General features: G+C 32.3%; 18 protein-coding genes and 1 pseudogene. 3 read left to right on the forward strand and 16 right to left on the reverse strand.

Annotated elements, in window-relative coordinates; translation table 11 throughout:
* Nucleotides 1-36: 36 nt before the first annotated feature.
* The 12 genes from EK386_RS07400 to EK386_RS07455 all read right to left on the reverse strand — a co-directional run bounded on the left by EK386_RS07400 (nt 37) and on the right by EK386_RS07455 (nt 16,480).
* Nucleotides 37-2,091: an AIPR family protein gene (locus tag EK386_RS07400; RefSeq protein WP_126658480.1), complete on the reverse strand. Its 2,055-nt coding sequence runs from the start codon at nt 2,089-2,091 to the stop codon at nt 37-39.
* Entirely contained in the window at nt 2,092-3,045 is a 954-nt protein-coding gene (locus EK386_RS07405; protein ID WP_126658481.1) for a PD-(D/E)XK motif protein, read from the reverse strand.
* Nucleotides 3,038-5,752 (reverse strand): Z1 domain-containing protein, encoded by a 2,715-nt coding sequence (locus EK386_RS07410; protein WP_126658483.1) that lies wholly within the window; start codon nt 5,750-5,752, stop codon nt 3,038-3,040. The genes EK386_RS07405 and EK386_RS07410 overlap by 8 nt, the downstream gene beginning before the upstream one ends.
* A complete protein-coding gene (locus EK386_RS07415; protein ID WP_126658485.1) occupies nt 5,745-7,163 on the reverse strand; it encodes an ATP-binding protein in 1,419 nt (472 codons plus the stop codon). The genes EK386_RS07410 and EK386_RS07415 overlap by 8 nt, the downstream gene beginning before the upstream one ends.
* Before the next feature lie 587 nt (nt 7,164-7,750).
* Nucleotides 7,751-9,142, reverse strand: a complete 1,392-nt coding sequence (locus tag EK386_RS07420) for an LlaJI family restriction endonuclease (RefSeq protein ID WP_126658486.1) — start codon at nt 9,140-9,142, stop codon at nt 7,751-7,753.
* An 11-nt stretch (nt 9,143-9,153) separates the two neighbouring features.
* A complete protein-coding gene (locus tag EK386_RS07425; protein ID WP_126658488.1) occupies nt 9,154-10,152 on the reverse strand; it encodes an AAA family ATPase in 999 nt (332 codons plus the stop codon).
* A gap of 2 nt (nt 10,153-10,154) precedes the next feature.
* A complete protein-coding gene (locus EK386_RS07430) occupies nt 10,155-10,535 on the reverse strand; it encodes a hypothetical protein (RefSeq protein ID WP_126658490.1) in 381 nt (126 codons plus the stop codon).
* Between the two features lie 4 nt (nt 10,536-10,539).
* On the reverse strand, nt 10,540-11,388 hold the full coding sequence (locus EK386_RS07435) for a hypothetical protein (protein WP_126658492.1): 849 nt from the start codon (nt 11,386-11,388) through the stop codon (nt 10,540-10,542).
* A 147-nt stretch (nt 11,389-11,535) separates the two neighbouring features.
* Complete coding sequence (locus EK386_RS07440; protein WP_126658494.1) at nt 11,536-12,645, reverse strand: DNA cytosine methyltransferase; 1,110 nt, start codon at nt 12,643-12,645, stop codon at nt 11,536-11,538.
* Nucleotides 12,642-13,718: a DNA cytosine methyltransferase gene (locus tag EK386_RS07445; RefSeq protein WP_126658496.1), complete on the reverse strand. Its 1,077-nt coding sequence runs from the start codon at nt 13,716-13,718 to the stop codon at nt 12,642-12,644. Before EK386_RS07445 ends, EK386_RS07440 begins: the two co-directional genes overlap by 4 nt.
* A 22-nt stretch (nt 13,719-13,740) precedes the next feature.
* On the reverse strand, nt 13,741-14,286 hold the full coding sequence (locus EK386_RS07450; protein WP_126658498.1) for a tyrosine-type recombinase/integrase: 546 nt from the start codon (nt 14,284-14,286) through the stop codon (nt 13,741-13,743).
* Nucleotides 14,287-14,758: 472 nt separating this feature from the next.
* Entirely contained in the window at nt 14,759-16,480 is a 1,722-nt protein-coding gene (locus EK386_RS07455) for a hypothetical protein (protein WP_126658500.1), read from the reverse strand.
* Between the two features lie 118 nt (nt 16,481-16,598).
* Between EK386_RS07455 and EK386_RS07460 the strand changes: the two genes are divergently transcribed.
* Together EK386_RS07460 and EK386_RS07465 are read left to right on the forward strand one after the other, a co-directional pair.
* Nucleotides 16,599-17,876: a DNA cytosine methyltransferase gene (locus EK386_RS07460; RefSeq protein ID WP_126658502.1), complete on the forward strand. Its 1,278-nt coding sequence runs from the start codon at nt 16,599-16,601 to the stop codon at nt 17,874-17,876.
* A gap of 221 nt (nt 17,877-18,097) precedes the next feature.
* Nucleotides 18,098-19,639, forward strand: coding sequence for a glycine betaine uptake BCCT transporter (locus EK386_RS07465; RefSeq protein ID WP_126658504.1), 1,542 nt, complete (start codon nt 18,098-18,100; stop codon nt 19,637-19,639).
* A 300-nt stretch (nt 19,640-19,939) separates the two neighbouring features.
* Here the strand turns inward: EK386_RS07465 and EK386_RS20825 are convergent.
* From EK386_RS20825 to putP, 3 genes and pseudogenes are all read right to left on the reverse strand, one after another.
* Nucleotides 19,940-20,035: pseudogene (locus tag EK386_RS20825) on the reverse strand (alpha/beta-type small acid-soluble spore protein); the annotation flags it as partial.
* A gap of 67 nt (nt 20,036-20,102) precedes the next feature.
* Nucleotides 20,103-20,519, reverse strand: coding sequence for a DUF948 domain-containing protein (locus EK386_RS07470; RefSeq protein WP_126658506.1), 417 nt, complete (start codon nt 20,517-20,519; stop codon nt 20,103-20,105).
* A gap of 216 nt (nt 20,520-20,735) precedes the next feature.
* On the reverse strand, nt 20,736-22,223 hold the full coding sequence (putP, locus tag EK386_RS07475) for a sodium/proline symporter PutP (protein ID WP_126658508.1): 1,488 nt from the start codon (nt 22,221-22,223) through the stop codon (nt 20,736-20,738).
* A 384-nt stretch (nt 22,224-22,607) separates the two neighbouring features.
* Here putP and EK386_RS07480 point away from each other — a divergent pair, with 384 nt between their 5' ends.
* On the forward strand, nt 22,608-23,588 hold the full coding sequence (locus EK386_RS07480) for a proline dehydrogenase family protein (RefSeq protein ID WP_126658510.1): 981 nt from the start codon (nt 22,608-22,610) through the stop codon (nt 23,586-23,588).
* A gap of 84 nt (nt 23,589-23,672) precedes the next feature.
* Here EK386_RS07480 and EK386_RS07485 read toward each other — a convergent pair whose 3' ends face one another.
* The gene (locus tag EK386_RS07485) at nt 23,673-25,016 is read right to left on the reverse strand and encodes an AAA-type ATPase lid domain-containing protein (RefSeq protein ID WP_126658512.1); all 1,344 of its coding nucleotides are present in this window, start codon (nt 25,014-25,016) and stop codon (nt 23,673-23,675) included.
* Nucleotides 25,017-25,147 lie beyond the last annotated feature (131 nt).

The raw sequence follows: 25,147 nt of genomic DNA on the forward strand, positions 1-25,147 counted from the left end.
TAAAGCACTTGAAATTAAACTCAAGCGCTTAGAATTCTATAATATTAACCCCTCGTTGATAGCTTTCTCATAAAGTTTAAATAGGATGTTAGCTTGTTTTTCAGAAGGTAATACTATATTGCCTTTTGCAACCTTTTTTAGAATATCAAACTGAGTTAAAGTAATAGTGGATCTATTTTCTCTTAAAGAAAAATACTCATATAATCTATTCCACTTTTCGACTCCTAACTCATATACAAAAGTTTGTATTTCTATTCCTGAATCCATCTTCTTCTCTGTCACAACTTCTTTTTTAATATATTGAACTTCTTCTGATTCTAAATAATATCTTGAAGGAATTTTAATTTCTTCTATATTCATTTTTTTAATTTCTTTCCAACACTCTTGCTTTTTACACCACTGAGATACGTTAGCGTGTCCAAACGGTGGGTTCGTAATACTATTGTAAACTTCTTTAGTAACTACTTTTAATACATCTATTAAATCATCTTCTATCTTTTGGGATGTCCAGATTTCATTAAAATTAAAATACTTTTTTTGCTTACTCCTAGTAAACCAAGACAAGTAAGAAATTGTATACGCTACAGTTTGAGCCCTATAGCCACCATTATACCAATCAGATTGAGAAATTAACTTTTCAACTGCTTTAAATAAAATCACTCTAGCAATTGAATCCTTAAAATAATTCTCTGTAATAGCCAAATTATCTTTTTCCAATAAATCTGTAATATAAACTGCAAAATCTGCAAAACTATATTGTGCCCCACGACATACTATATCAGGTTTTTGTAACCAAGCATTCTCACTTTTAGAAAGGAAAGTCTTATCTACAACTTGAGATTTCGGGTTTTCTAATTGGAATTGTTTTTGCTTAGCTTTTGTTAAATATGCTTGCTCATTTAAATACTCTCCACGTACTCTCTCGTAAAACCACCTAGTCATTTTTTGAGAACCAGATGACATAGGCGCCCAAAGTCTAGATGAATATTGTTTGAATTCTTTATGGAACGGACTATTAGAGAAAAAATCAGATTTATTAACTTTATTTTGTGTATTCGCATATTCTGCCACTTTAGAAACGAAATCTGAATGATTTTCCTCAGAACCTACTACGGAAATTTTCATTTGTACAGTTACATTTGAGACATCTAGTTTAGCATTTTTTTTTGCTGCATAAATTGAAGATGTAGTCTGTCCACCATTAACAATTTGCAAGTTATGAATTTTTCTAATATTACCATCATGATCAAATTCAAGTTTTGAAGCCGTTGCTGTGATGCCATTGTTATAGGCAAAGAACATTTCAGGAGCGCCTTCAATTGTGTTTCTTATCCCTTTGTTGACACCACCTTTAAACTGAAGAAATGTACGGACATTTTGTTCTAGTAATCTTTGACCAAAGTTTTCATATATATCAACTAGTTGATCACCAGTAAAATATGATAGATACGAAGAATACTTATCTGATTCAATCGGGATTCTTAAACAAGGTAAATTCATTTCTACTTCAAAAGAGCTATCAGAATTTTGGGATATATGATTTTTGTATAAATACTCTATGTCAACGATACGGTACTCTAAGGTTATACCTGCTATACCTTCAGCATTAATTGACCTAAAAGTTCTTGTTATCTTCCCGTCACTAACTAAAAACAATCTGATTTTTTTTATTTCTTTACGTTCGAATTTGGAAAATATGAAATAGGTCATTGAGTATGCAGGCGATGTTTGTTCTAATTTTTTATAAAGCCCTTCAAAACTACTAATTATAAAATTTTTAACTCGATTAAATTTTTGTTCAATAGTTTGTCTCGTTATAGTTTCTATTGTATTAGTTTGATAGAATTGATGTACTAAAACTGATAAAATTCCTCGTTCCTCATCAAAGTCATAACCACATGCTTCCATAGGTGAACGTCCACCTATTTTTAAGTAATCTGCCTCTGTATAATTAACTGTCAATTCCCCAGTAGACACCAATTCTTCGCACACTATCTCATAAAAAGACTGTGAATTGAATAAACCTCTACTATCTGCTTCAGATAATATAGTCTGAAGAAAATCTATATGAAACTCTTCAATTGTTGCCATTTAACTCACTCCATCTAAAATGCTTTCAAATGCAACTTCATAATTAGAACATTTTGTTAAATCAATTTGATACTTTAAAGCTACAATTCCAAGGGGAATCTCCATATTAGTTAACTTTGGGAAATCTTCTTTAACTTTATAAGAAGAAATTTTATCTACAATAAACATAAATAAATCTTCCTCTTTATGAATAATTGGAGAATATCCAAAATCCATTAGTTTTAATTCAAATAACTCTAAAGTAGAGTATTGCGCATTGCTAATTAGAACCGCACTGATTTTATTTACAAGTTGAGCAATGTTCTCTCCATTTTTACCATTTGTTAAAGCATATGCAACCAGATACAATGCATCTTTTGGCGAATTTAGTTGTTCCTTAGAAGAAATAGTGACCTTTTCGCCTTTGGTTGTTTTGTAAGACTTGATTTCTACTGTTCTATCATCAAGTAAAAAGTCTTGTTTATCATAATCTGGTCCAACCCAAGAATTAATAGCATGGGTTGGACCTATTTTTGGAATTACTTGATTATACAAAAAAAGTAATTCTGTATATAATCCCATTTGCACTTCTAATGGTAATTTATTACTTAATTTCTTTTTCAATAAATTTTGCCATCTCTTTAATCTAATTTCGGTTACGGCTAACATGGATAATTCATTTTCAATACTAATCGCCGACTTAATTAGATCTTCACATAATACCAGAAATATTTCCCATTCTTCTTTATTACGTAAAATTAAGTACCATTCAAATTTTTCTTGTTGAGCATTTAAGCTTTTAATTACTTCTATATCTTTTAAAGCGATACTATCTAACTGTATTTGTTCTTTTGTAGGTACCTCAATACAAACTCCGTAGTCACCTGTACTTTCTTTAATCCAAAATATATCTAAATGTGCAATCGCTCTTCTTCTAGATCCGTAATTAATATTTTCCCAAGGATTATTAATCATCGCTTTCTTCCTCTTTTAATTCTTCGGCTATATAAACTGAATTAACCTTCAACTTAATATTTTTGTTACCACTGTTAATTCCGCCGGGGAAACTTATTCCGAATGCAGGTAAAGTAACAAAATTGTCACCCTCTTCATTAGTAATAGATGCTTCTAAGATATGTAGCATCAAAATTGGCTTTTTAAGTAGTGAACGCACAACTCTCCTTCTACTAAATTTATCCGCTTCCGTTTCCCCATTTTCATCTTTTGATTGTTCATAGAATAATTTTTCCCTTTTCAAAGTTTCTAAATCTTCTTCAGTCAATGTTACTTCTTCTGCATTACCTGAAGAGACTTGTCTTTTAAGAACTTCAAAGAATTCTCCTCGTTTTTCAACTTTACGTCTTTGCTGTTGAACTTGTACGTCATCATTAACAGGAAATACTTCTTCTGAAGTACCACTATATAAAACAATATCCCAATTAATATTAACTTTATTAACGTATTCTTTAATAAAATTGATTGGCATGCGAGAACGCATTCCAAACTGATCTGTTGATAAATCGAATGTATGATATTGACTTAGAAAATTAGAAACTATTGTTTTATCAACATCTTTCCAAACTAAGTTATTTTTCTTTTTTTCAAAATTATTACCCAATGAATTTACAAGTTTTTTTATTTCGTTGATATTTTTAAGTCTTATTTCATCGGTCGCCGGAATCCAACCAGTTTCCTTTAAATGTCCATCTAATTTCATTTCAAAGTAAATTTCACCTGTATTTTTTAATTTATTCCTCGCAGTTACTTGAAGTCCGCTATCAGGATGTTGCTGAACTGCTAAACCAAAGTCTTTAGGTGTTTTACCGAACTTTTCCATCTCCTTAAGACTATCCATTAAATCTAATGTTGCTTCAATAATTATTTTAAAACTATCAAACATAGTTTCCGTCATATAGATTTTACATAAATCTTCATAATCTGTTCGATAGCCAAACCATCTACCCATTTGCATTAAAGTATCATAGAAAATAGTCGTTCTTAAAAAATAACTTACACTTAGACCTTCTAACGTGTATCCACGAGATAAGCTTGATCCACCAATAACTATGGCGTTAGTAACAATATCATCTCTGTACTCTAAAGGGATTTTAGTCTCAGTATGAACTTCTCGAATTACGATAGAATCTATAATTTCCGTCACTTTTTTTATAGCTATTTCCCATTGAAACTCGACATTACTATGGTGTTTATCAAAAGTTTCTTTAAGTAATTCAAGTAGGATATGTCTATTTTCAGGACTTTCAAATCCTCCATATAAAGTAATAATTTTTTTTATTTGATCAAAATACTCTGTTATTTTATTGGTAATATTTCTATGTACAGCGGTAAATCTCGTAACATGTACTAACATACTATTATGTTTATTTTGTTGTCCCCTTAGATGCCTTATAGAAATATTTAGAATGAATAATCTTATTGCTTCCTGAAGAGTCTCAGGTAGATTTGTTATTATATGATCTTTCTTATGCTTTGCTGGAATTATATCTTGATAATCCTTAACTGGAACTAAATACTTTTTTGTAGGATCTAAGAAAATCCTCTTTGCTCCAAAATAATTAGTAGGTGCATCTAGCGCATAAATAAAATCCTTTGGAAATAAATCATCCCCAATATCATCATTTGTTGCCTGGTGATCAATGAAAATATTTGCATATGGGGTAGCGGTATATGCAACATATGCACTTTTCTTGAATAAACTTAAAAGTTTTCGAATTCTTTCATTAATTTTTGTTGGGTCCTCATCTTCTTTTGTATTTATGGAGGCATAATCAGATTCATCATCAATTACTAATACAGCATGATCTGAAATGCCATGATTATATTGCGACTCTAACCACTTAATAACGTTACGTAAAGTACTAGTGTTTTTCTTAATTACGATGATGACCGGACTATTAATATTATCAAAACTTAGGCCCTGTGAATTCTGATCAGCATCTTGTTTATTAAAATCCTTTTCATTAGTTGTTAGACTAATTGGTGCAATTTCTTTCTTATAATTCCCCTGCTTACCTACTCCAACTTTAACACCTTTGTCATTTCCAGTAAAAGCTTCATTCATACGCTTTTGGGTTTGATTTCTCAGATTGTTCATACCGCCTGCAATAACCACGATAAATTTATAACCAGCATCAGCTGCCTTACACACTAATGCTGCGTAGTTAGCAGTTTTCCCAGATTGTACGTGACCAACTACCATTCCATATTTTGAAAACTCTTGAGATGAAGGATCTTCTAAGTTATTCATAATTACATCAGTATCTATATCCATTGTATTAATTACTTCTGTAGGAAGAGAATCCCCCATATATTCTTTATAACGACTCCAAAAGTATGTTTCTCTAGAAATTTTAACTTTGTTAGACCACCAAGTTGGATCAGACCTTTTTTGTTGTTCTTCCCCTTGCACTATTGCTCCTGGTCTCATTTCAACGTCAAAGTGTGTTTCTAACTCTCTAGCCATACGATTCCATTCATCATCAGTTAGAGGCTCTACAGATTGAATTAGTGTAAATTGAGAAAAAACATCTGGTCCGAGAGTACCTAACAAATTTTTAGTAATTTGAATTTGCTCTTCAATTTTACCAATTGGTAATGGACTATCAACTTTTTTTAGTAATGACCTTAGGTACTCTTTAATATCTTGATAACTATTATTCATCCAATAACAACTCCTTATGATCTTTAAATACTTCTGTTTTCAATATCTGGTCAATATAATCTTTAGAAAGATTCATAGATTTTAATTTTTGTGCTAAATCGTAAATTTCATTAAAGGCCATAGAATTCTCTTGTTTAATTTTATGAGGCTCTGTCATCATATGAGACTGAATTGCAGACAATGGTAAATAAGCTTCAATCCCTTTTAAATAGGCATCTAATAGTTCATTCTGATCTTTTACACCTAATTCTTTAATTTGATGTAGTATTGGATGCTCTTTGTTTATGGTAAATCGTATACCATCATTTATATGTTCTACTTCCCAAAACCTTGTTGTAGTCTTATCTTCTATTTTTTTACTGCGACCAGTGTATGGTCTTGAACCTCGCTCTAACACTTGGCCAAGTATTTTTTTTAATTCCTTTTTTATGTTTCCCTCTGGATTAGCTGTTGATTTTTTAATATCTATATGCCATAGATGATCCTGATTATTTGGTATATCAACCTTTATCCTTACTAATCTATGTACATCACCAACTTTATGTAATCCCCACCAAGTTCCATGAATTAATAATCTTCCTCCTCTATATAAATAGAAGCCCTGAGATTTTGTATAACCTTCTGACGTTGCATACCGTTCATATTCCTGAGAAGACATTTTCGAATGATGTGGTAATATAAACGGTTGTACAGAAATCACATCATTATTAATTACTATACGTTGTTCAAATAAACATTGTGTTGCATCATTTTTTTCATTAAATGGATTAAATGCTTGTAAAGGAATTTTGTTTACTATAACATTTATCTTCTTCCCTCTAATACTTCCTTCAATAAATCTATGAAACACTATTGATAAATGCTCTCTTAATTTATAGATATTGTCATAGAAATCTTCTTTTTTAATTGCATCAATAGATTCCCAAATAACCAATGTACCTTTAGTTTGATTATTTAATTCTCTAAATAATGGTAATTCTACTAAGTCTTTAATATTTGGCGTTATTAAGTTCCATTCATCTGTGTCTTCTATATAGTCTAAATCCCATTGCCTTGCATGAATTTCTTTCTCTCTCTTACTAATAACAGTTAATTTTTTGCATTGAGAAAATGATGCAGTTTTAAGTCCTAAGCCGAATCTCCCCAAATCAAATTTCTTCCGTTCTTCATCCGGATCTTTACTACCTAATCTCATTGCTTCAATTAATTCTTCTTCATCCATTCCGTTACCGTCATCTAACAACGCTAAAGTCATACTTGGTGTATCAAGGGCAATTATTTCTATATTTTTAGTATTCGCTGATATACTATTGTCTAAAATATCTGCCACCGCAATTTCGAATGTATAACCCATATCTCTTAATGATTTAGTAAAATTCTTCACGTTCGGTCTAACTACTTCTGTAATCAATATTTACACTCCTCCGTTTATATTAATCTTGTTTAGTATCGAATATTAAAATTAAACGAATCATAAAATAGTATTAAAAATAAGGTTGATTTGACATTCAATGGAATTTATACTATAATATTTAATTTTATTAAGTCACTATTATAGATCTATTATATACTAAAACTTAGTATATTTTTACTAGAATAATATACTATATTAACTCATGATTACAAGTTTGTAAAAATAAGGTAATGTTTTTTCCTTATAACTGTAAATAATGCTACTTAATATCTCCGACAATTAAACTGTTAAAGTTTAGCAATTCGATCCTTTTTCCTTTTGGCGAAATTTGCTGCTAACCCTTACACTTTAGAAACTAAAAAAGCAACAAACCATTGTCAGTTTGCTGCTAAAAATTTTATTCTTCTTCATCAATATTTAATAGGGTGAAATTAAAACCTTTTGATTTTTAGTAGAGATAAATATGATTTGGAGGCGTGTCTAATTTACAAACTACTTTACTAAAGCAGTTAGTTTGTTTTTATTCGTGTAACCAATGTTAAAAAATGTATCATATTGTAAAACTATTGTAATTATATTTTCAATTAATACTCGTCATAATTGATTCTTTTACTTTTTTTAGTATACGCAACCAACAGGTCTATAAGACGTTCAATCTCCTCTATTTCCAACGTTGAATTATTTAAATATTTTTCAAACATTATATCAGTTGAAAGGGTGACTAATTGTATCGGTTTATATTCTAAAAAAACTTTTTCATTCTTTAAACCAGGATGCTCTATACTCACTTCTCCAATTATATTAATAAAGTCGCTTGATAAAGTAGGGAATAATAAAATATTAAATACTTTATTTATATGATCTTTCGATTGAAGAAGAGCTCTTTCATACATAAATTGTTTTAAGACATCACCTATTCCAGGCTTATTAATGATTGTTTTATTGTTTGCACTAAATTTAATATTATAATATTTTGCATCTGCTAAAATTAATGAACCAGTCCCATATAGATCCTTTTCCTCTAGAACTATGTCTGGTATGAGTGTTTGTTTTAATTCATGCCTCAAGAAACGATAATCATATGATTTCCATACATTGTTTGGCATAGCTGGATCCAATTTATGTTTAAAGATTTTTTTACAAATATCTTCCCAAACATATTCAAATTCTTTAGTACCATAAATAAAAACTTCGTTGCTTTTCTCATACCAATTTTCTATAAACCGAATTAAAGACTTGATTACTGATATTTCCCGATCATAGTAAGATAGGGACAACCTTGATTTTAATACATACAAAATTGTATCTTTATCACCTAAATCTGATAAAAGGATTGTATTATCATAAGCCGTATAATCGAAGCTATATCCTAAAATGTCTGAAAATCTTTCGATACACTCAACTATAACAGCCTTATGAATTTTATTTACCATTGTGTCAATTTCTTCATTTCTTTGTATTCGATACATATCAAAGTAATATGGTGTATTATCGATTATAAAGGCATACATCTCATCTGTTGTTTTTTGCCAATGAATCTCATCTTCTCCATTCAAAGAAATAATCTCATTAAAGTATGATAAATAATTATGTTGATAGAAATCCCTTAATAAAAAATCAACAATTGGAATAACACTTACATACTCATCATTTATCTTTTCAGTAAGTATATCCATATCAGAAGGTGTCTCTTTATTGTATTTTTTTATTACATTTATAATATCTGAAAAGATGGACATATTGACTTTTAAGATTTCATAATAATCCAGATATTTTGGTAATATACAAAAAATATAATTCCCGTATGTTACAACCCCAACAAAGTTAAATGTAATATTTCCACCTTTATCATTCACACTTATGATTTGTTGTTTTAATAATTCATTAATTATTTCTAACCCAAAGTTATTTTTAAATTCGTTGAAATCTCGTTTCTGGTTTTCAACCATAAAAACTTTTCGAAATAATTTATTCATGGCGAATCACCTTAAAAGTTAAAATTGAAGACATTTTCTCCCCGATCATACTGTTCAACAATTTCATAGAACGAATTGAATTTGAATAACTTTTTGGGGTTCATTCTCATAGCGTCCTCTCGTAAATAAAGAAGTAACTTGTTTTTAATCGCATTATTTTGTTTTAGTTCATTTTTATTCAAGAAAAATGGTCCTAATAACTTATCTTCCGGAACAAAGTCTTTCAAAACATTATTTATTTTATCTCGAAATTCATTCCATTTAATTGGTGAATTTAAAAATTTCAAAGAAATCTCCCAATCCTCCACAACATCTTTATACTTGTTTAACTCTAAATATTCAAAACTCCATCGTCTCTTAAAAGCTGTATCTAAGGGATTTACACCTTGATCCGAATTGTTCATTGTTGCCCAAATATAGAGGTTATGGGGGATTATTGTATTAAGAGCAAATGATTGATCAACGCCCTCACTTATTAGATAATTTTGAATTTCTTCTGTTAAAAAAATGGGGTACTCACTATCATGATTATCATTTCGGTCTAGGAGTTGAAATATATCCCCAAAAGTAGCAGCAGTATTTGCACGATTTATTTCTTCAATTATAAGCAGAAAATTCTCGTTCTTTCCTTGTTGAATTGATTTTTGTGCCCTAATTAGCATTTTTAAAAATGGTCCAGGAACAAATTCATAAATAATAACAGGTTCTAAATTAGTAGAAACTGGTGTCAACTTGTCTGATTTATAATATTGCTCCTTTGAATCAGACGAATTAGATTTATACAAAACAACCGGTTTATACGAGCCCATAAAATGGCTATATGAATAGTTAGGATGAAAGGTAATACGTTCATAATGAGAAGATGCGAAATAAAATTTAGCTTCACGCTCAATTTGATTACTTTTTCCTGTACCAGGTGCTCCATAAATTATTCTGTTCCTTGGTTTACTTGCCAAAATTTTATTTAATAATACTCCTTTTTTATCATTTGTTAGTTCTGTTATCGTCATACTTACTCTCCTCTAAGTAGTTCATCAATGTCGTCTATTTCCACTGCCGGTTCAAAAGAATCAATAATATAAAAAGCAACCTCACCATTCGCCTTAATTTCAGTAATGAGAACTATACTTGTAATTAATGGTTCATTGGTCTTTTTTATATAAACTAAATCGCCAATCTTACTCTTAGAATTAAGCAGGATGTTTAGCGACTTTGGATCGCCTTCACTTTCAATAATATAAGTATCATTAGAGGGGGCATAAAGTTTGGAGTGCTCCACTTCTTTTACTACTTTACTCTCAAATTTTTCTTTATCTTTTTCTTTGATTGTTTTTTCTTCAATAACTTTAGCTATATTATTATAAAATTGATTTCTCGACTTTATATGATCCATTCAATTAGTCCCCCTTAGAAATCGCCTCAAAAAAGTCATTACTTAGAATAGCATTAACAATATCTTCGAATCGATAATCAATAACTATAACATCTGATAGTTCCCCATCAATTTCTTTCTTTTCTATTTTAATTAACCCAGCCTGTCTTAAGTTATTCCAATAAGTATTTCGGTTATTTTGTACAGACTGTCTAGCACTCTTTGGTCCTTTTTTCACCCCTGGTATTCTTTGAATTCCTGTAAATAACTCTGGTTCCTGTCTGTAATGATTTATGAATGTATCTACAATTTGTTCTTGAAAACTATCATCATTTCTTTCAATAAAGGTAGTCATTATATCCCACTCAGTTCTATCTAAATAGCCATTTCTTTCAACTGCCCTTAAAATGGCTCTTACAGGATACAACCCTTCAGGATTGTCAGTTTGGTAAAACATAAGCATATCCGCCCAAACCATTTGGTGTACCTCTTTTAACTGATGATAATTCTCTTTATTCGCCCTTCTCTTTTTTGTCAATAAATTAAATGTATTGCCTATTTCTGAAACTGGGTTATCAGAACTTATTTTTTTATTTTCACTTATACGACAATTTAGGATACCCATTTTCATCATAATCGGGCGTACTTGCCTCCAAGCACTTGGTGAATAACCCGTATGTTCTTGTAAGAGGGATGCACTAAAGGTTTTATGGGTTCTTGCAATATCTTGTAAGAATTCACAGATCTTTAATATTTGTATAGGTAAATCACTTTCATCTTCAAAATTCAGCTCCGGGCTTCGCCCTGGTTCAGACCAACCAAAATAATATTCAAGAATAATATCTTTCCCGCCAACTTTTAATTGTATAGACATGGAATCGCCCCCATTAACTTAATTTCCTCAATATAATTTCTCTATCATCCATTTACTTAATATCAGTAAAATTATTCCAACTACTTAATTATATGCAAAAAAAGAGACTAAAAACAGGGTAAACTTTTTAGTCTCTTTTATACATTATTAACTTAAACTCAAGCTTAACTGCAAGTTACTATCAGAATTTACTTTCACAGTTATGTCATCGCAATTATTGCGATTAAGGAGTTGTGTTGCTATTTGATATGCCAATAACGGCGGAACTGCATTTCCTACTTGTTTATATTGACTTGATTTAGCACCTGTAAAGATAAAATCATCTGGAAATGATTGTATTCTAGCACATTCCCTAATAGATGGTACTCTATTTTCACTATAGTGGAAATAGTTTCTATGTCCTGTATCTATTGTATGCGATGGTTGCTGACTATTCATTCTTTGAAAAGCTTTATTATATTTACGAACCTCCCAATATTCTGGAGGTAAATCTTTTATTGAACCACCATCAGGTACCATTGATATTATATCAATTGTTTGTGAGGTATGATTGGTATCATTATGATTAAAGACTTTTGTAGAATTTTTCCGCATTAATGCTTGGAAACTATTTTCAGGCTCGAAGTTGTAATTATAACTTTCAGCATAGTTTTCTATATTATCTAATGATGGTAAATCTGATAGTGCTTCTAGTGTGGATACTTTTTTTCCACTTGTAGGCGGGTACTCAAAGTGACCATCTAAAACCCCTACAAAAAATACACGATGTCTATTTTGTGGAACTCCATAATTAGCAGCATTAAGTACTTGAGGTTCAGCTATTTTATAGCCTAATTCCCCAAACCTTTTAAGGATATCCTCTTTAAACATTCCTTTGTTTAACGTAAGTAGCCCTTTTACATTTTCTATTACAAAAAATTTAGGCATTATTTCTTTAACAACTCTGTAATATTCTAAATAAAGATGATTTCTTTCATCATTAATATCTCTTGTGCCCACTGTACTAAAACCTTGGCAAGGCGGACCGCCAATAATACCTTCAATCTCATGTTCAGTTTTTAATTTTTTTAGTTGTTCGTTTGTTAATTTCGTGATATCCATATGAACAGCAATGTCTTTTTTTCTATTAAAATTATACGTTTGGATTGCATCCTTCCAAAAGTCAATTGCAAAGACTGTTTCATACCCAGCCATTTCAAACCCCAAACTAAATCCACCAACACCACTAAATAGATCTATTATTTTAGGTTTATTCATTTGATTCCCTCCTTAATTACGCTAGCAATTGATTTAGCCAACAATGGAGGAACTGCATTACCTACCTGTCTGTACTGGCTTGTCCTAGAACCATAAAAAATAAAATCATCTTTAAATGATTGTAGTCTCGCTGCTTCTCTTACTGTTGGAATTCGATGATATATTGTGTGGAAATAGTTACTGTGTGCATTTCCAGTATCAATTGTTACTGAAACATCCTCTTCATTCAATCTTTTATATGCGGAGGAATGCCGGTTTTTTCTTTGATTAGGAAATAACTCGTCTGGTATATCCATCCAGTTCCCACCTTGTGGTACGTGAGACATTCTTAGTTGTTGAATCTCCGCTGGATACCTGATTTCATGATTTTCGATTTTATTTTCTTTATTTCTTAGATACTTACGATATGGACTATTTGCATCTGTACTAAGATAATAGGTAGCTCTACCTTTTTCAGCTAAGTCTTCTAAATTATAAAGCTCTCCAATTGCATCTTTAACTAATACTTTTTGTTTTTTCACTAATTTATTAAAAGTAATTTGAGGAATATCGTTTCTTGTTGCTAGGAAAAATGCCCTTAAGCGTTTTTGAGGCACTCCATACTCCGAAGCATCTAAAACTGCACTATCAACCTGATAACCGGCACTTTCAAGTATTTCATATATTTTTTTCTTTGCATAACCGTTATCCCTCGTCAAAATCCCCCTTACATTCTCTATTAATACTACCTTGGGTTTAAGAACTTCAACGAATCTAATGTATTCAAAGAATAATTTATTTCGAGGATCATCCTTTTCTTTATGCCATCTATTTGCTGATGAAAACCCTTGACAAGGTGGACCTCCAACTATAACGTCGATATCACCTAATAAATCAAACATAAAGGGAATTTCATTATTCGTAATCTTTTCTATATCAGCACAATAGGCTTGAGCATTTTTGAAATTATTATTAAAGGTTTCAACTGCATCTTGGTTGAAGTCAAGCCCTCCAACAATTTCAAAACCAGCCAACCTGAAACCCTCACTTATCCCACCACAACCACAAAACAAATCTATCACTCGAGCTGCCATAATCACTTTCACCTTCCAATTACTACAAATTTAGTTCAATAACCTTCTTGGGTGTATTTTCTTCAGAAATTCCTATATAATTTAAAGTCTGTTTACTTGTTGAATGATTAAATAATTTTTGTAAGTGTTTCAAATCTCCATACTTTTTATAAAAGTGGTAACCAAATGTTTTTCTAAGGGTATGGGTACCTACTTTGGAAGACAATCCAATTTTTTGTGCCGCATCATTTAATATTCGATAAGCATGTGATCGATCAATGGGTTCATTTCCCTTTCTACTAGCAAATACGTAGCAATCTTCTATGTTTTCTTTTCTTATTTTCTTATATGTATAAAAAGAATCTTTAACAATATTAGCCACAGGGTATTTTATATTATTTATTATTAAGTACATGACCCCCTCCTGCTCTTTAAAATCTTTAAATTTAAGGTTTAACAAATCTGTTAATTTTAACCCAGTATTAATTCCTAGTAAAAAAAAGAAATAGTCTCTATAACTTTGATTGATTAATACTTTTTTAAGATTTTCTATATCTTCTTCACTTCTTATTGGCTCTACGCAATTCAATTTAACACCTCCCTGAATACAGCAAAACGTTAATATTGTTTAATTATGCTGTATTCATTATATTTCAAAGCAATTATATTATCAAGAAAAAAGAATATACGTTTGTATTAGTGAAGTAAATATAAAAATCTATTTTAAAAGCCAAGAATGTACAAGTTGTTGCCTTGCATATTCTTGACTTTCTTATTTCACCTATAAAAAGCCTTTATTTGTAATTATTTAGGTCGTGGTAATAGCAAAAAGATTTGATTCAGGAATACGAACTCACGCACTAAAATTAACTTGTACTAGTTTCGTAACTCAAGAATGGTTAGCTCAATCCCGTTTTGAAAGGGAATGGTGCCATTACATTATTCTAATTACTGATACTATCTTTACTACATTAATTTTATCTTTTGACCATAAAAATAACGCATCCTTAAGTTGACGGATCAGATGGATTAAGTCTAATAAGTCCTTGAAAAGTTTGCTTTCAAATCACCACCATATACTCACAAGCCAATTTCACTGAAGTCCATCCTTTGCTTTGACCTCCGCTAAATTTGACGCGTAGTGTGAGCTCTTCTTGGTTTTGATCCCATTGCAGTGTGGTTTGAATGGCTGATGGGGTGTTAGGGTAAACGTGGATTTCACCTTTTACTTCCCCATGTTGAATCATTTTACTTTTATTGATGGTATACACTGTCACAAGTGTTGGGGCATGTCCAAGTATAGCTGTTATACCTTTTTTCAAATTGGCTTGTGTCGTCTTTTGTAAGCTTTCACCTATTGCTATTGAAACTCGTTCCAGTGATTCTATATGATTGATACCATTTTGTTTAAAAACTGTTTCGGTTTCTTTGATGACCTTATCTAAAGACCCGCAGTTAAAATATTTCGGTCCTAAAATTTGACCTGCTCCCGCATTTTTAGATGTAATCTTTACTTTATTTTTGGCGATGGCTTTTAATGAAAATCCTTCTTCTACATATTGATTATTCACACGTAGAATTACTAATAAATCCCGTGTATCCAAACGATTTTCTAAATAACTTTCTGGTATTAGTTGAATACTTTCTATTACAAAGGTTTTATATTTCGTTTTCAAATACTCTTGTATTGCTTTCTCTGCACTTTCGGATGATGTGTGTAGGTCTTGTAATGTTTTCGTTGGCACATTGGACGAATATTTAATCAACATGTTTTGATATTCGTGGGAATCTACTTGGCTAATAGTAGGATTTTCTTTTAGGATGCGATAATACGTCATTGCCTCATGACACTTTCCAATCGCATTGCTCAAGCTATCTTCAGTAGTTTGTGTGTGCTTTTCTATGATGGATTCAAACATTTGAACTGATTTTAAGTTTTCTTGTATCACTGTTTCTTCAGTTGGGAAGTGGTCATAACTTGTTGCCAACTTAATAGAAGATGTTGGTCCGCTTTCGAATTTAAAACGAAGAGTAACGGCTTCATTTCCTATCCGAATGCCCACTGTTGTCATTCCCTTTTTGTAAAGGTAAATGTCCTGTGTGGAATCAATTGTTGTTTTCCATTGCTCCACCAACAAACACTTGTTCCCACTTTGATAACGCGTTATAATATTGATTGTATCTATTAGTAAAAATTCCTTGAATGCATTTAGAATGCCTAAACTTCTTTCATTGAATTGTTGTTTAAGTAAATAAAAGCAGTGTTCTCGCAGGGCAAATAGTAAATTTTTACGAAACGGGTCGATTTCATCTACAAATTTAGGGTAGTAGTTGGCGATCATCTTTTTTAATTGTGCAGTTGAATCTTCGTCATTCACTACTTCCTTCGTGTTAACGATATTTTTCAAATAAGTAACGTACTCTTTCTCAAAAAACTGATTAAAATCCAATTGTAACGTTTCAGATTTAAAATACTTTTGTAAAAAGCTTTTCGTCCCGATGTTTTTTGCTTGGACTTTCGCATTTCCTTTTATATAAAATAAATTAATTTTCACTTCTTGTTTATCTTGTAGAGTTAATAGTAGATCTGGATTTAAATCAGGGTGAGTTGTATTATATTTGGTCGTCACGTATCCAATCTGTGGGTACATTTGAATGATATATTGAGCTGTCTGGCGAACAGACTCTGAAAAATCACCTAGGGACTGATTCGTTATATAATGATTGATTGCTTGTCCAACATTTATTACATGTAATTTTCCGCTTTTACTCGGTGTCGACATTCCCATCCCCCCATTACAAACATTTTATCTCAACATTTAGAAATATTATACAAATTATTTCAGTGGCCTTTTCTCATAAGACATGTTAAAATAAACATTATTATCGGAGGTGCGTAACATGAAAATTGCAGAACGAGGCAGAGCAAAGTTCCGCCCCTTAAAAGATTACGATCAACAACAAGTTAAAAATTTATTAATTGATAAAATCCAAGAAGAACAAGCTAAAGCTCAATTATTGTCAGATAATGATATCGTAGAATCGTTTGATCGACATACTCAAAAGCTTAATCTAGTTAGTCTTTTCTCAGGGTGCGGTGGCTTAGATTTAGGGGTAGAAATAGCAGGTCTAGATGCAGCGCTTGGCAAAGAAAAAACAAACGAACTACTAAAAGTTAGAGACCATTTTTTATATTACCGAAGTTCAAGTATTTTCCATACGATTTATTCCGTTGATATGTTTAAGGAAGCGAACCAATCCTATCAACTCAACTTCCCAGACACGGTCATTCAACACGAAAAAGATATTCGCCAAATAAAGGATTTTCCTAATTGTGATATTGTCTTAGGGGGATTTCCTTGTCCTGGATTTAGTGAAGCCGGTCCACGTTTAATTGATGATGAACGCAATTTTTTATATATCCATTTTATCCGTTGCCTGATGCAAACAAAGCCAAGTTTCTTCATTGCAGAAAATGTAAAAGGGATGCTGACTTTGGGCAAAGGTGAAGTAATTAAACAAATCATTCAAGATTTTGAATCAGCAGGATATGTTGTTAAGTATAAACTGGTTAATGCTCGAGATTATGGAGTTCCTCAAATGAGAGAGCGTGTCTTTATAGTCGGTGTACGTGAAGATCTTGATTTTGATTACCAATTTCCTGAACCAACACATGGTTTAGAAGAGGGGCTACTTCCCTATGTTACATTAAAAGAAGCAATTGGGGATTTAGAAGAAAATCCTGGCGAATGGTTTGAAGGTAGCTATTCTCCTATGTATCTTTCTCGAAATCGAAAAAAAGCTTGGGATGAACAAAGTTTTACGATTCAAGCCTCAGGTAGACAAGCCCCTTTACATCCAGGTGGCGAAGCAATGAAAAAGCTGGGAAAAGATCAGTGGATTTTGCCAGGAGAAAAAAGCCAACACAGACGACTTTCTGTTAAGGAAATCGCTCGTATTCAAACATTCCCGGATTGGTTTTTGTTCTCAGATGGCAACAATGTATCCGTTAACCCAAACAACCGACTCGATAAAATTTACAAGCAAATTGGGAATGCAGTGCCTGTTGAACTTGCCCGTGCAATTGCGGCTCCTATTGCACAATGGAGCACTAAAAATTTAAATGTGATTATCGACAATCGTTCTATTACACACCAGCTTAATTTATTTGATGAATAAACTATAAAAAGAAGCTCTTTGAATTTTTGGATTCAAACGGCTTCTTTTTATTTATTAAAAATATAGCTTTATTTTATTTAAAAGTTGTAACCATTTTCATCCTGTTATAAACAAAAATACGAAAGGAAAGAATGAACAAGAGATGCTACGTGAAAACTAAGAACTCATTCTTTTTCACTAAAGGACATACGTGTAAATTGTTAGTAAGAAAGGAATTTGTGATGAAAAACATTTCAAACGTTTTTTGGATTTCCGTTATCATCGTTCTCGTAGCAGCCGTATTTGGTATTGTTGCACCAGAAAGTTTTGAAAACGTAACAGGAAATCTACAAGCATTTCTGACCACGACTTTTGGCTGGTATTATTTAATTTTAGTAACGATCATTGTCATTTTTTGTATTTTCCTTATTTTCAGTCCTGTTGGCATCATCACATTAGGGAAACCTGATGAGAAACCCGAGTTTTCGAGAGTTTCTTGGTTTGCAATGTTATTTAGTGCTGGCATGGGCATTGGTCTTGTATTCTGGGGAGCAGCCGAACCTCTTTCCCACTATATGACCCCTCCACTAGCTGAAGGAGGCACAAATGCAGCACAAAAAGAGGCAATGCGGTACACATTTTTCCACTGGGGCATTCATGCATGGGGGATTTACGCGATTGTCGCATTAGTATTAGCCTACTTCAATTTTCGTAAAGGAGAACCCGGTCTCATCTCCGCTACCTTAAAACCTGTCTTAGGGAAAAAGGCAATGGAAGGTACTTTGGGTACAATTGTCGATGTGTTAGCGGTAGTTGCAACCGTTGTTGGGGTTGCCACAACTTTAGGTTTTGGCGCCACACAAATTAATGGAGGACTCTCTTTTTTATTCGGAATACCAAATAATTTTACTACTCAATTTATTATCGTAGCAGCTGTTACTGTTTTATTTATCATTTCAGCATCAACTGGATTAGGAAAAGGAATCAAGATTTTAAGTAACGCAAACATGCTTTTAGCCGTTGCATTATTAATCTTACTGTTTATCGTAGGACCGACACTTCTCATCTTAAACATGTTTACTGATTCGCTTGGTGGCTACATACAAAACATCGTTCAAATGAGCTTCCGTATTGCACCACTTAATGAAGAGAACCGTTCTTGGATTAATGGATGGACAATCTTTTATTGGGCATGGTGGATTTCATGGGCACCATTTGTAGGTATTTTTATCGCCCGCGTATCAAGAGGAAGAACAATCCGTGAATTTGTCATTGGCGTTTTATTGCTTCCCGTCCTTGTAAGCTTTATATGGTTTGCTGTATTCGGTACATCAGCCATCGAGGTTCAAAAAGCCGTAACTACTGATTTATCTACGTTGGCAACTGAGGAAGTGTTATTTGCCATTTTCAATGAATTACCTTGGTCCAAAGTCTTATCTATTGTCGCCATTATGCTTGTGAGTACATTTTTTATTACGTCTGCCGATTCCGCCACATTTGTACTTGGAATGCAAACAACGTATGGATCCCTCATACCACCTACCGCTGTCAAATTAACTTGGGGGTTTGCGCAGTCCATTGTCGCTTTAGTTCTTTTATTTAGTGGTGGACTGCAAGCCCTGCAAAATGCATTAATTGTTGCAGCTTTTCCATTTTCATTTATCATTATCTTAATGATGATTTCACTTTATCGCTCTTTAGCAAAAGATAAAAAGGAGCTCGAATTGTATCATAAGCCTAAACCACGTAAAAAATCAGAACACTATTATAACCAAAACAAATAATAGCTTGGTATTTTTTCCAGGCTATTATTTTCGCTGAAGAAATACATCTATGTCGCATTTGTGCATTACAGTAATCCACATAATGTAAACTAATGGAATGGCAACAGATTTGGACAACTTTTTCAAGGTGGTTAGATCGCTCTCTTAAAGCATAATGGGCGCATAAGTTGCTTGACCTGGAGCCTCGATGGGCATAATTCGCTGTGCCAAGAAGCCTGCTAAATAAGGCTTGCTTAGCCAAACGAGGCTATCATGCCCATTGCTACATATAAAGCTCTTCTTCGTTGAAGGGCTTAGTAATTAATCCTTATCCTCCATAATTTCGTCACCTACTGAACCAGTCGCCCTTGCAGATGCTTCCCCACCAAGGTGTACTCCAAATTCAGATGCAATTTCATTATTCACGTAGTATTCTAAATCTCGATGTACTCTTAATCGCTTCTTCTACTACCCACACATCTATCTAATTTATTTTACGTTGCTTCCATTTCTCACCCATTTCCATAATTACATTCCCCCATTGAGTGAATTGAGCGATTTTTTCTCTATTTTTATCTACTTCAGAAGCAACAGAATTTGTAATTTGTTTAATTGAATGATTTAATCCATTTACAGAATCCCCTATATTTTTAACAGCATTTACAACAGAGTTTAATTTTTCAATTTTTTGTCCGATATCTTCTGCTAATATATTTATTTTTTCTAATAGAGTAGTTGTTTCACGAGTAATACCTTGCATTTGTTCTTCAATTCCAGCAACTGTCCCTGCAATACTATTTAAAGTATTTTTTAATGAGAACAGCGTCATTCCTAGACTAACACATAAAATTAAAATTCCAATTGCTACAATCAGTACTGCAATATATAAAATAACTTCCACCTGACGACCTCCCGTGCATGTCTATAACTTATTTTGCGAAGTTTTCCTCAAATTATTTTTTTATTATTAAAAAAAGAAACAACTTAATCAGGGATTAAGCTGCTTCTTTTTTAAAACCTCTTCAAAAGGTACTTAGAACTTATTAACATTCATAAATAATTAAATTATTTCTATATACTTTAATTAATGAATTACATCCGTTTTATTGATGGATCTCTACTCTTTATCGGATTTTAAAAGTTCTAATGTTTCATTAAACTCTTGTTCAATTTCTTTATTTGGTTTGAATGTAATTAAACTTACTACAACTGTAATGATTAAGTTAATTAAGAAACCAGGAACGATTTCATATAACATACCTGACAATGTTTCACTTTGTCCCCAAATAAATGCTAGTACAGCACCTGCAATCATCCCTGTAAGAGCACCAACATTTGTTAACTTTCTCCAGTATAATGCAAGTAAAATTGTTGGTCCAAAAGCTGCACCAAATCCAGCCCATGCAAATCCAACTAAATCTAAAATCGAACTATTTGGGTTCCATCCTAAAATTGCTGCAATCACTGCTACAACTAGAACCGCAAGACGTCCAGCCATTACATAATGTTTATCTGATGCATCTTTTTTAAATAACGCTTTGTACATATCTTCTATTAATGCGGATGATGTAACGATTAACTGAGAAGAAATCGTACTCATTACTGCCGCTAAAATAGCCGCTAACATAATCCCTGCAATGAATGGGTGGAATAAAATTTGCCCCATTACAATAAAGATTGTTTCTGGGTCTTTAATCGTTTCACCTGATTGTTGGAAATATGCTAAACCAACTAAAGCTGTACCCATTGCACCCACTAAACTTAAAATCATCCAGCCAATACCAATGCGACGTGCTTGCTTTGTTTCTTTAACAGATTTAATCGCCATAAAACGTACAATGATATGAGGTTGTCCAAAATAACCCAGACCCCACGCTACAGATGATACGACACCCGCAACTGTAGCTGTTGAAGCGAATAAGCTAAAGTGCTCTGGACTTACTGCTTTTATTGAATCAATTGTTTCCCCAATACCACCAGTGAAGAAGATACCAATAGCAGGAACCAGTACTAAAGCTAAGAACATAATTAACCCTTGCAAGAAGTCGGTGTAACTAACGGCAAGGAAACCACCAAATAATGTATAACCAACTGTAACGACTGCTACAAGTAGTAAGCCTGTATGATAATCAAATCCGAATGAACTTTCAAAGAATTTACCACCCGAAACCATACCTGACGATACATAGAACGTAAAGAATACTAGAATAACAATTCCCGAAACGATTCGTATTAATTTCGTATTATCTCGTAAACGGTTATCTAGAAAACTTGGAATTGTAATAGAGTTTTTTGATACTTGTGTATAAACACGTAAACGCGGAGCTACTAATAACCAGTTTAACCATGCCCCTACTGTTAAACCGATTGCGATCCATGCCTCAACAATTCCTGCTGCATAGATCGCACCAGGTAGACCCATCAATAACCATCCAGACATGTCCGCTGCCCCAGCACTTAATGCTGTAACGGCTGGTCCCAAATCACGTCCGCCTAGCATGTAATCATTTAAATTTGTCGTTCTTTTATATGCATACCAACCAATAATAATCATTGCAAGCATATAAATGACAATTGCCAACAACTGAAATGAATAATCTGACATTTCTTTCTCCCCCTGTTGTAAAATATTTTAAAATAATTTTATGAAATGAATTACTCCTTCCTAAATTCAAGTACTTCACCTATCTTATGTGTATCAATAGTTTCATTTCATACTTACAATCACCCATTTGAACCCCTAAGATAGAGAATTTCAAAATCTATAGACTATAACATAAATTAAAAATTGAAAGTTTAAAAGACCTTTTTTTCTGAATACTCATAACAATAAATTTTTTAAACCTTTAAAAACTCAGTAATATCAAGTATTTTTGTAGAATTTTTTGTTTTATAATTTTTTTTTTGAAAAAAAAAGAGTGGTTTTATTTTTCTGAAAAGTGATATAATCGCCGTCGAAAATAATTTTTCAATACGGAGGAATAATTTTATGACATTAAAAGACTTTTTTATTTACCTTTCAGAAAACCGTTTATTAAATTCTGCAGCTCAAAAATATGGACTTAGACTTGGGGCACAAAGTGTAGTTGCTGGCGTGAGTATCGAAGAAACAGTAAAGTCTATTAAAGAACTTAACAAACACAATATTTCTTGCACGGTCGATAATCTAGGAGAATTTGTTTTTGAAAAATCTGAAGCTACTGCAGCTAAGGATAAAATTTTGGAAGTAATTCAAGCCATTCATGATGAAAAATTAGATGCACATATTTCACTAAAACCTTCACAATTAGGCTTAGATATTGATTACGATTTCTGCAAAGAAAATTTAAGAGAAATTGTTGCACTTGCTCATCAATATAACATCTTTGTGAATTTTGATATGGAAGATTACAAGCGTCTACACAGCTCATTTGAGTTACTAGAACAACTGAATCAAGAATTTGATAACATTGGTACGGTTATTCAAGCATACTTTTTCGAATCAGAAGAGAATATTGAGAAATACAAAGATTTTAGATTACGTATTGTAAAAGGCGCTTATAAAGAACCTGAGGATGTAGCTTATCAATCAAAGTCAGAGATCGATAAAAACTATATTAAATTAATTGAGTATCATTTACTAAACGGTAAATTTACTTCTATCGCTACACATGACCATAATGTTATTAATCATGTAAAAGCTTTTGTTAAAAAACATAATATCCCGAACGAAAAGTTTGAATTCCAAATGCTCTATGGCTTCCGCAAAGATATGCAATACGATCTTGCAAAAGAAGGCTATAACTTCTGTACATATTTGCCATTTGGAAAAGATTGGTATGGGTATTTTATGAGAAGACTTGCAGAACGTCCTCAAAACCTATCACTTGTTACAAAGCAAGTATTTACTAAAAAGACGAATACTGCTATTGTTCTTGCAACAACAGGTTTTGTGTTAGGTCGTTTATCTAAAAAAGTGAAGGCAAAATAAAACCATATTTTTTAAAATAAATAATGAAAAGTCGATTTGTCACATCACATCAAAAGATATGTGTGTGATACAAATCGACTTTTTTTATTCCTCACGTTCGTAAGTAGCAATTTTTGATTCTGTGTATTTTTTGATTCTGTATTGTAAACTTTGTCGACGAATTCCGAGTGCAGATGCAGTTTTCGAAACATTGCCCTCGAAAAGATCTAAAGCTCTTGAGATGTAGTAATCTTCAACCTCACTCATATAAACATCTAATGGCCTCAAATCATTTTTATTCATGACAACAAATATATCGCTTTGTGTCATTTCTTCATTCTTTGGCGACTCAATATTTTGTATTTTCCACTTGAAATGAGCCGGCAACATATGAGCTTCAACGAAAATTTCATTGGTTATTAACGAACTAATATCGTCTAACACTACCTCTAACTCCTTTAAATTACCTGGCCAATTGTAATTTAAAAATATATCCTTCACATCATCTGCTAATCCCTTAATCACGGATCCATAACTTTCCCGATGACGTTTAAAGTAATCTTCAACGAATGGCATAATATCTTCTTTTCGATTACGTAGTGCTGGAACATAAATAGAGATATCTGAAAATAGGCGATAAAGTTTCTTTGATAGTTGGCCTTTTTGGATTAAATCAATAGGATCCTCACCTACACTCGCTATAAATACATGATGATGTTCTGTACTAGTCTCGAGCAATTTCACAATCTTCTCTTGGGCCTCCATAGATAAATATTCAATTCGTTCCGCAAAAAAAGTAATATTTTGTTTTTCAACAACGTACTTTTCTAACTGATTTAGAACCGTTTTCTCGTCACGCCTACAAATGAGTGTGACAAACATATCATTTTTTTCTTTTAGTTCATGATGAATACCTTCTGCAATCATATCGATCCCTGTTCCCGATTCACCAACTAGGATGACAGGCATTCTACTATAGGCAACAACCTTTGCCTTTTCAATAACTTTTTTCATAACAGCGGATACAGCCGTGATAATTTCAAATGTTAGAGGTTCATTGTATCGTCTAAGTGGTTGATACATCATAAATTCTTGTTGTGTAATGTCTCGAGCGAATTCTACTGCACCAACTAATTCTTCTTGACTATACAGCGGATAAATATTACTAATTAAAGTTACTTCTTGTCCCTTTTCATTCCAAAAAGTCTTTTTTTCATTCAAAATAGACCTTTCATCTTGTAAAACTCTTAATAAGCCCCCTTTCTCCATATTAAATCCAACAATCTCCAAAGCCCTTCTTTTCTCAAATTCTTCGTCACTAATACCTTGTAATTCACGCATTTTTTTATTATAAATAATGAGTTTTCCCGTGGTATCAACTACGCAGATTCCATTATCTCCTTTTTCAACAATAAATTTATAAATATCAAGTAAAGTATCGTGTTGCATTTGGATCCCCCTATACCGATCTCTTACTACAAGTTTACCATGTTAAGGTATTTAGATAATTTTTATTTTCACTATTGCAAAGTGCCAAGAAATATTGCATCATAATTAATATAAACAATAACATAAGTGCA

Source organism: Lysinibacillus antri, from assembly GCF_003977595.1.
GTDB lineage: Bacteria > Bacillota > Bacilli > Bacillales_A > Planococcaceae > Ureibacillus > Ureibacillus antri.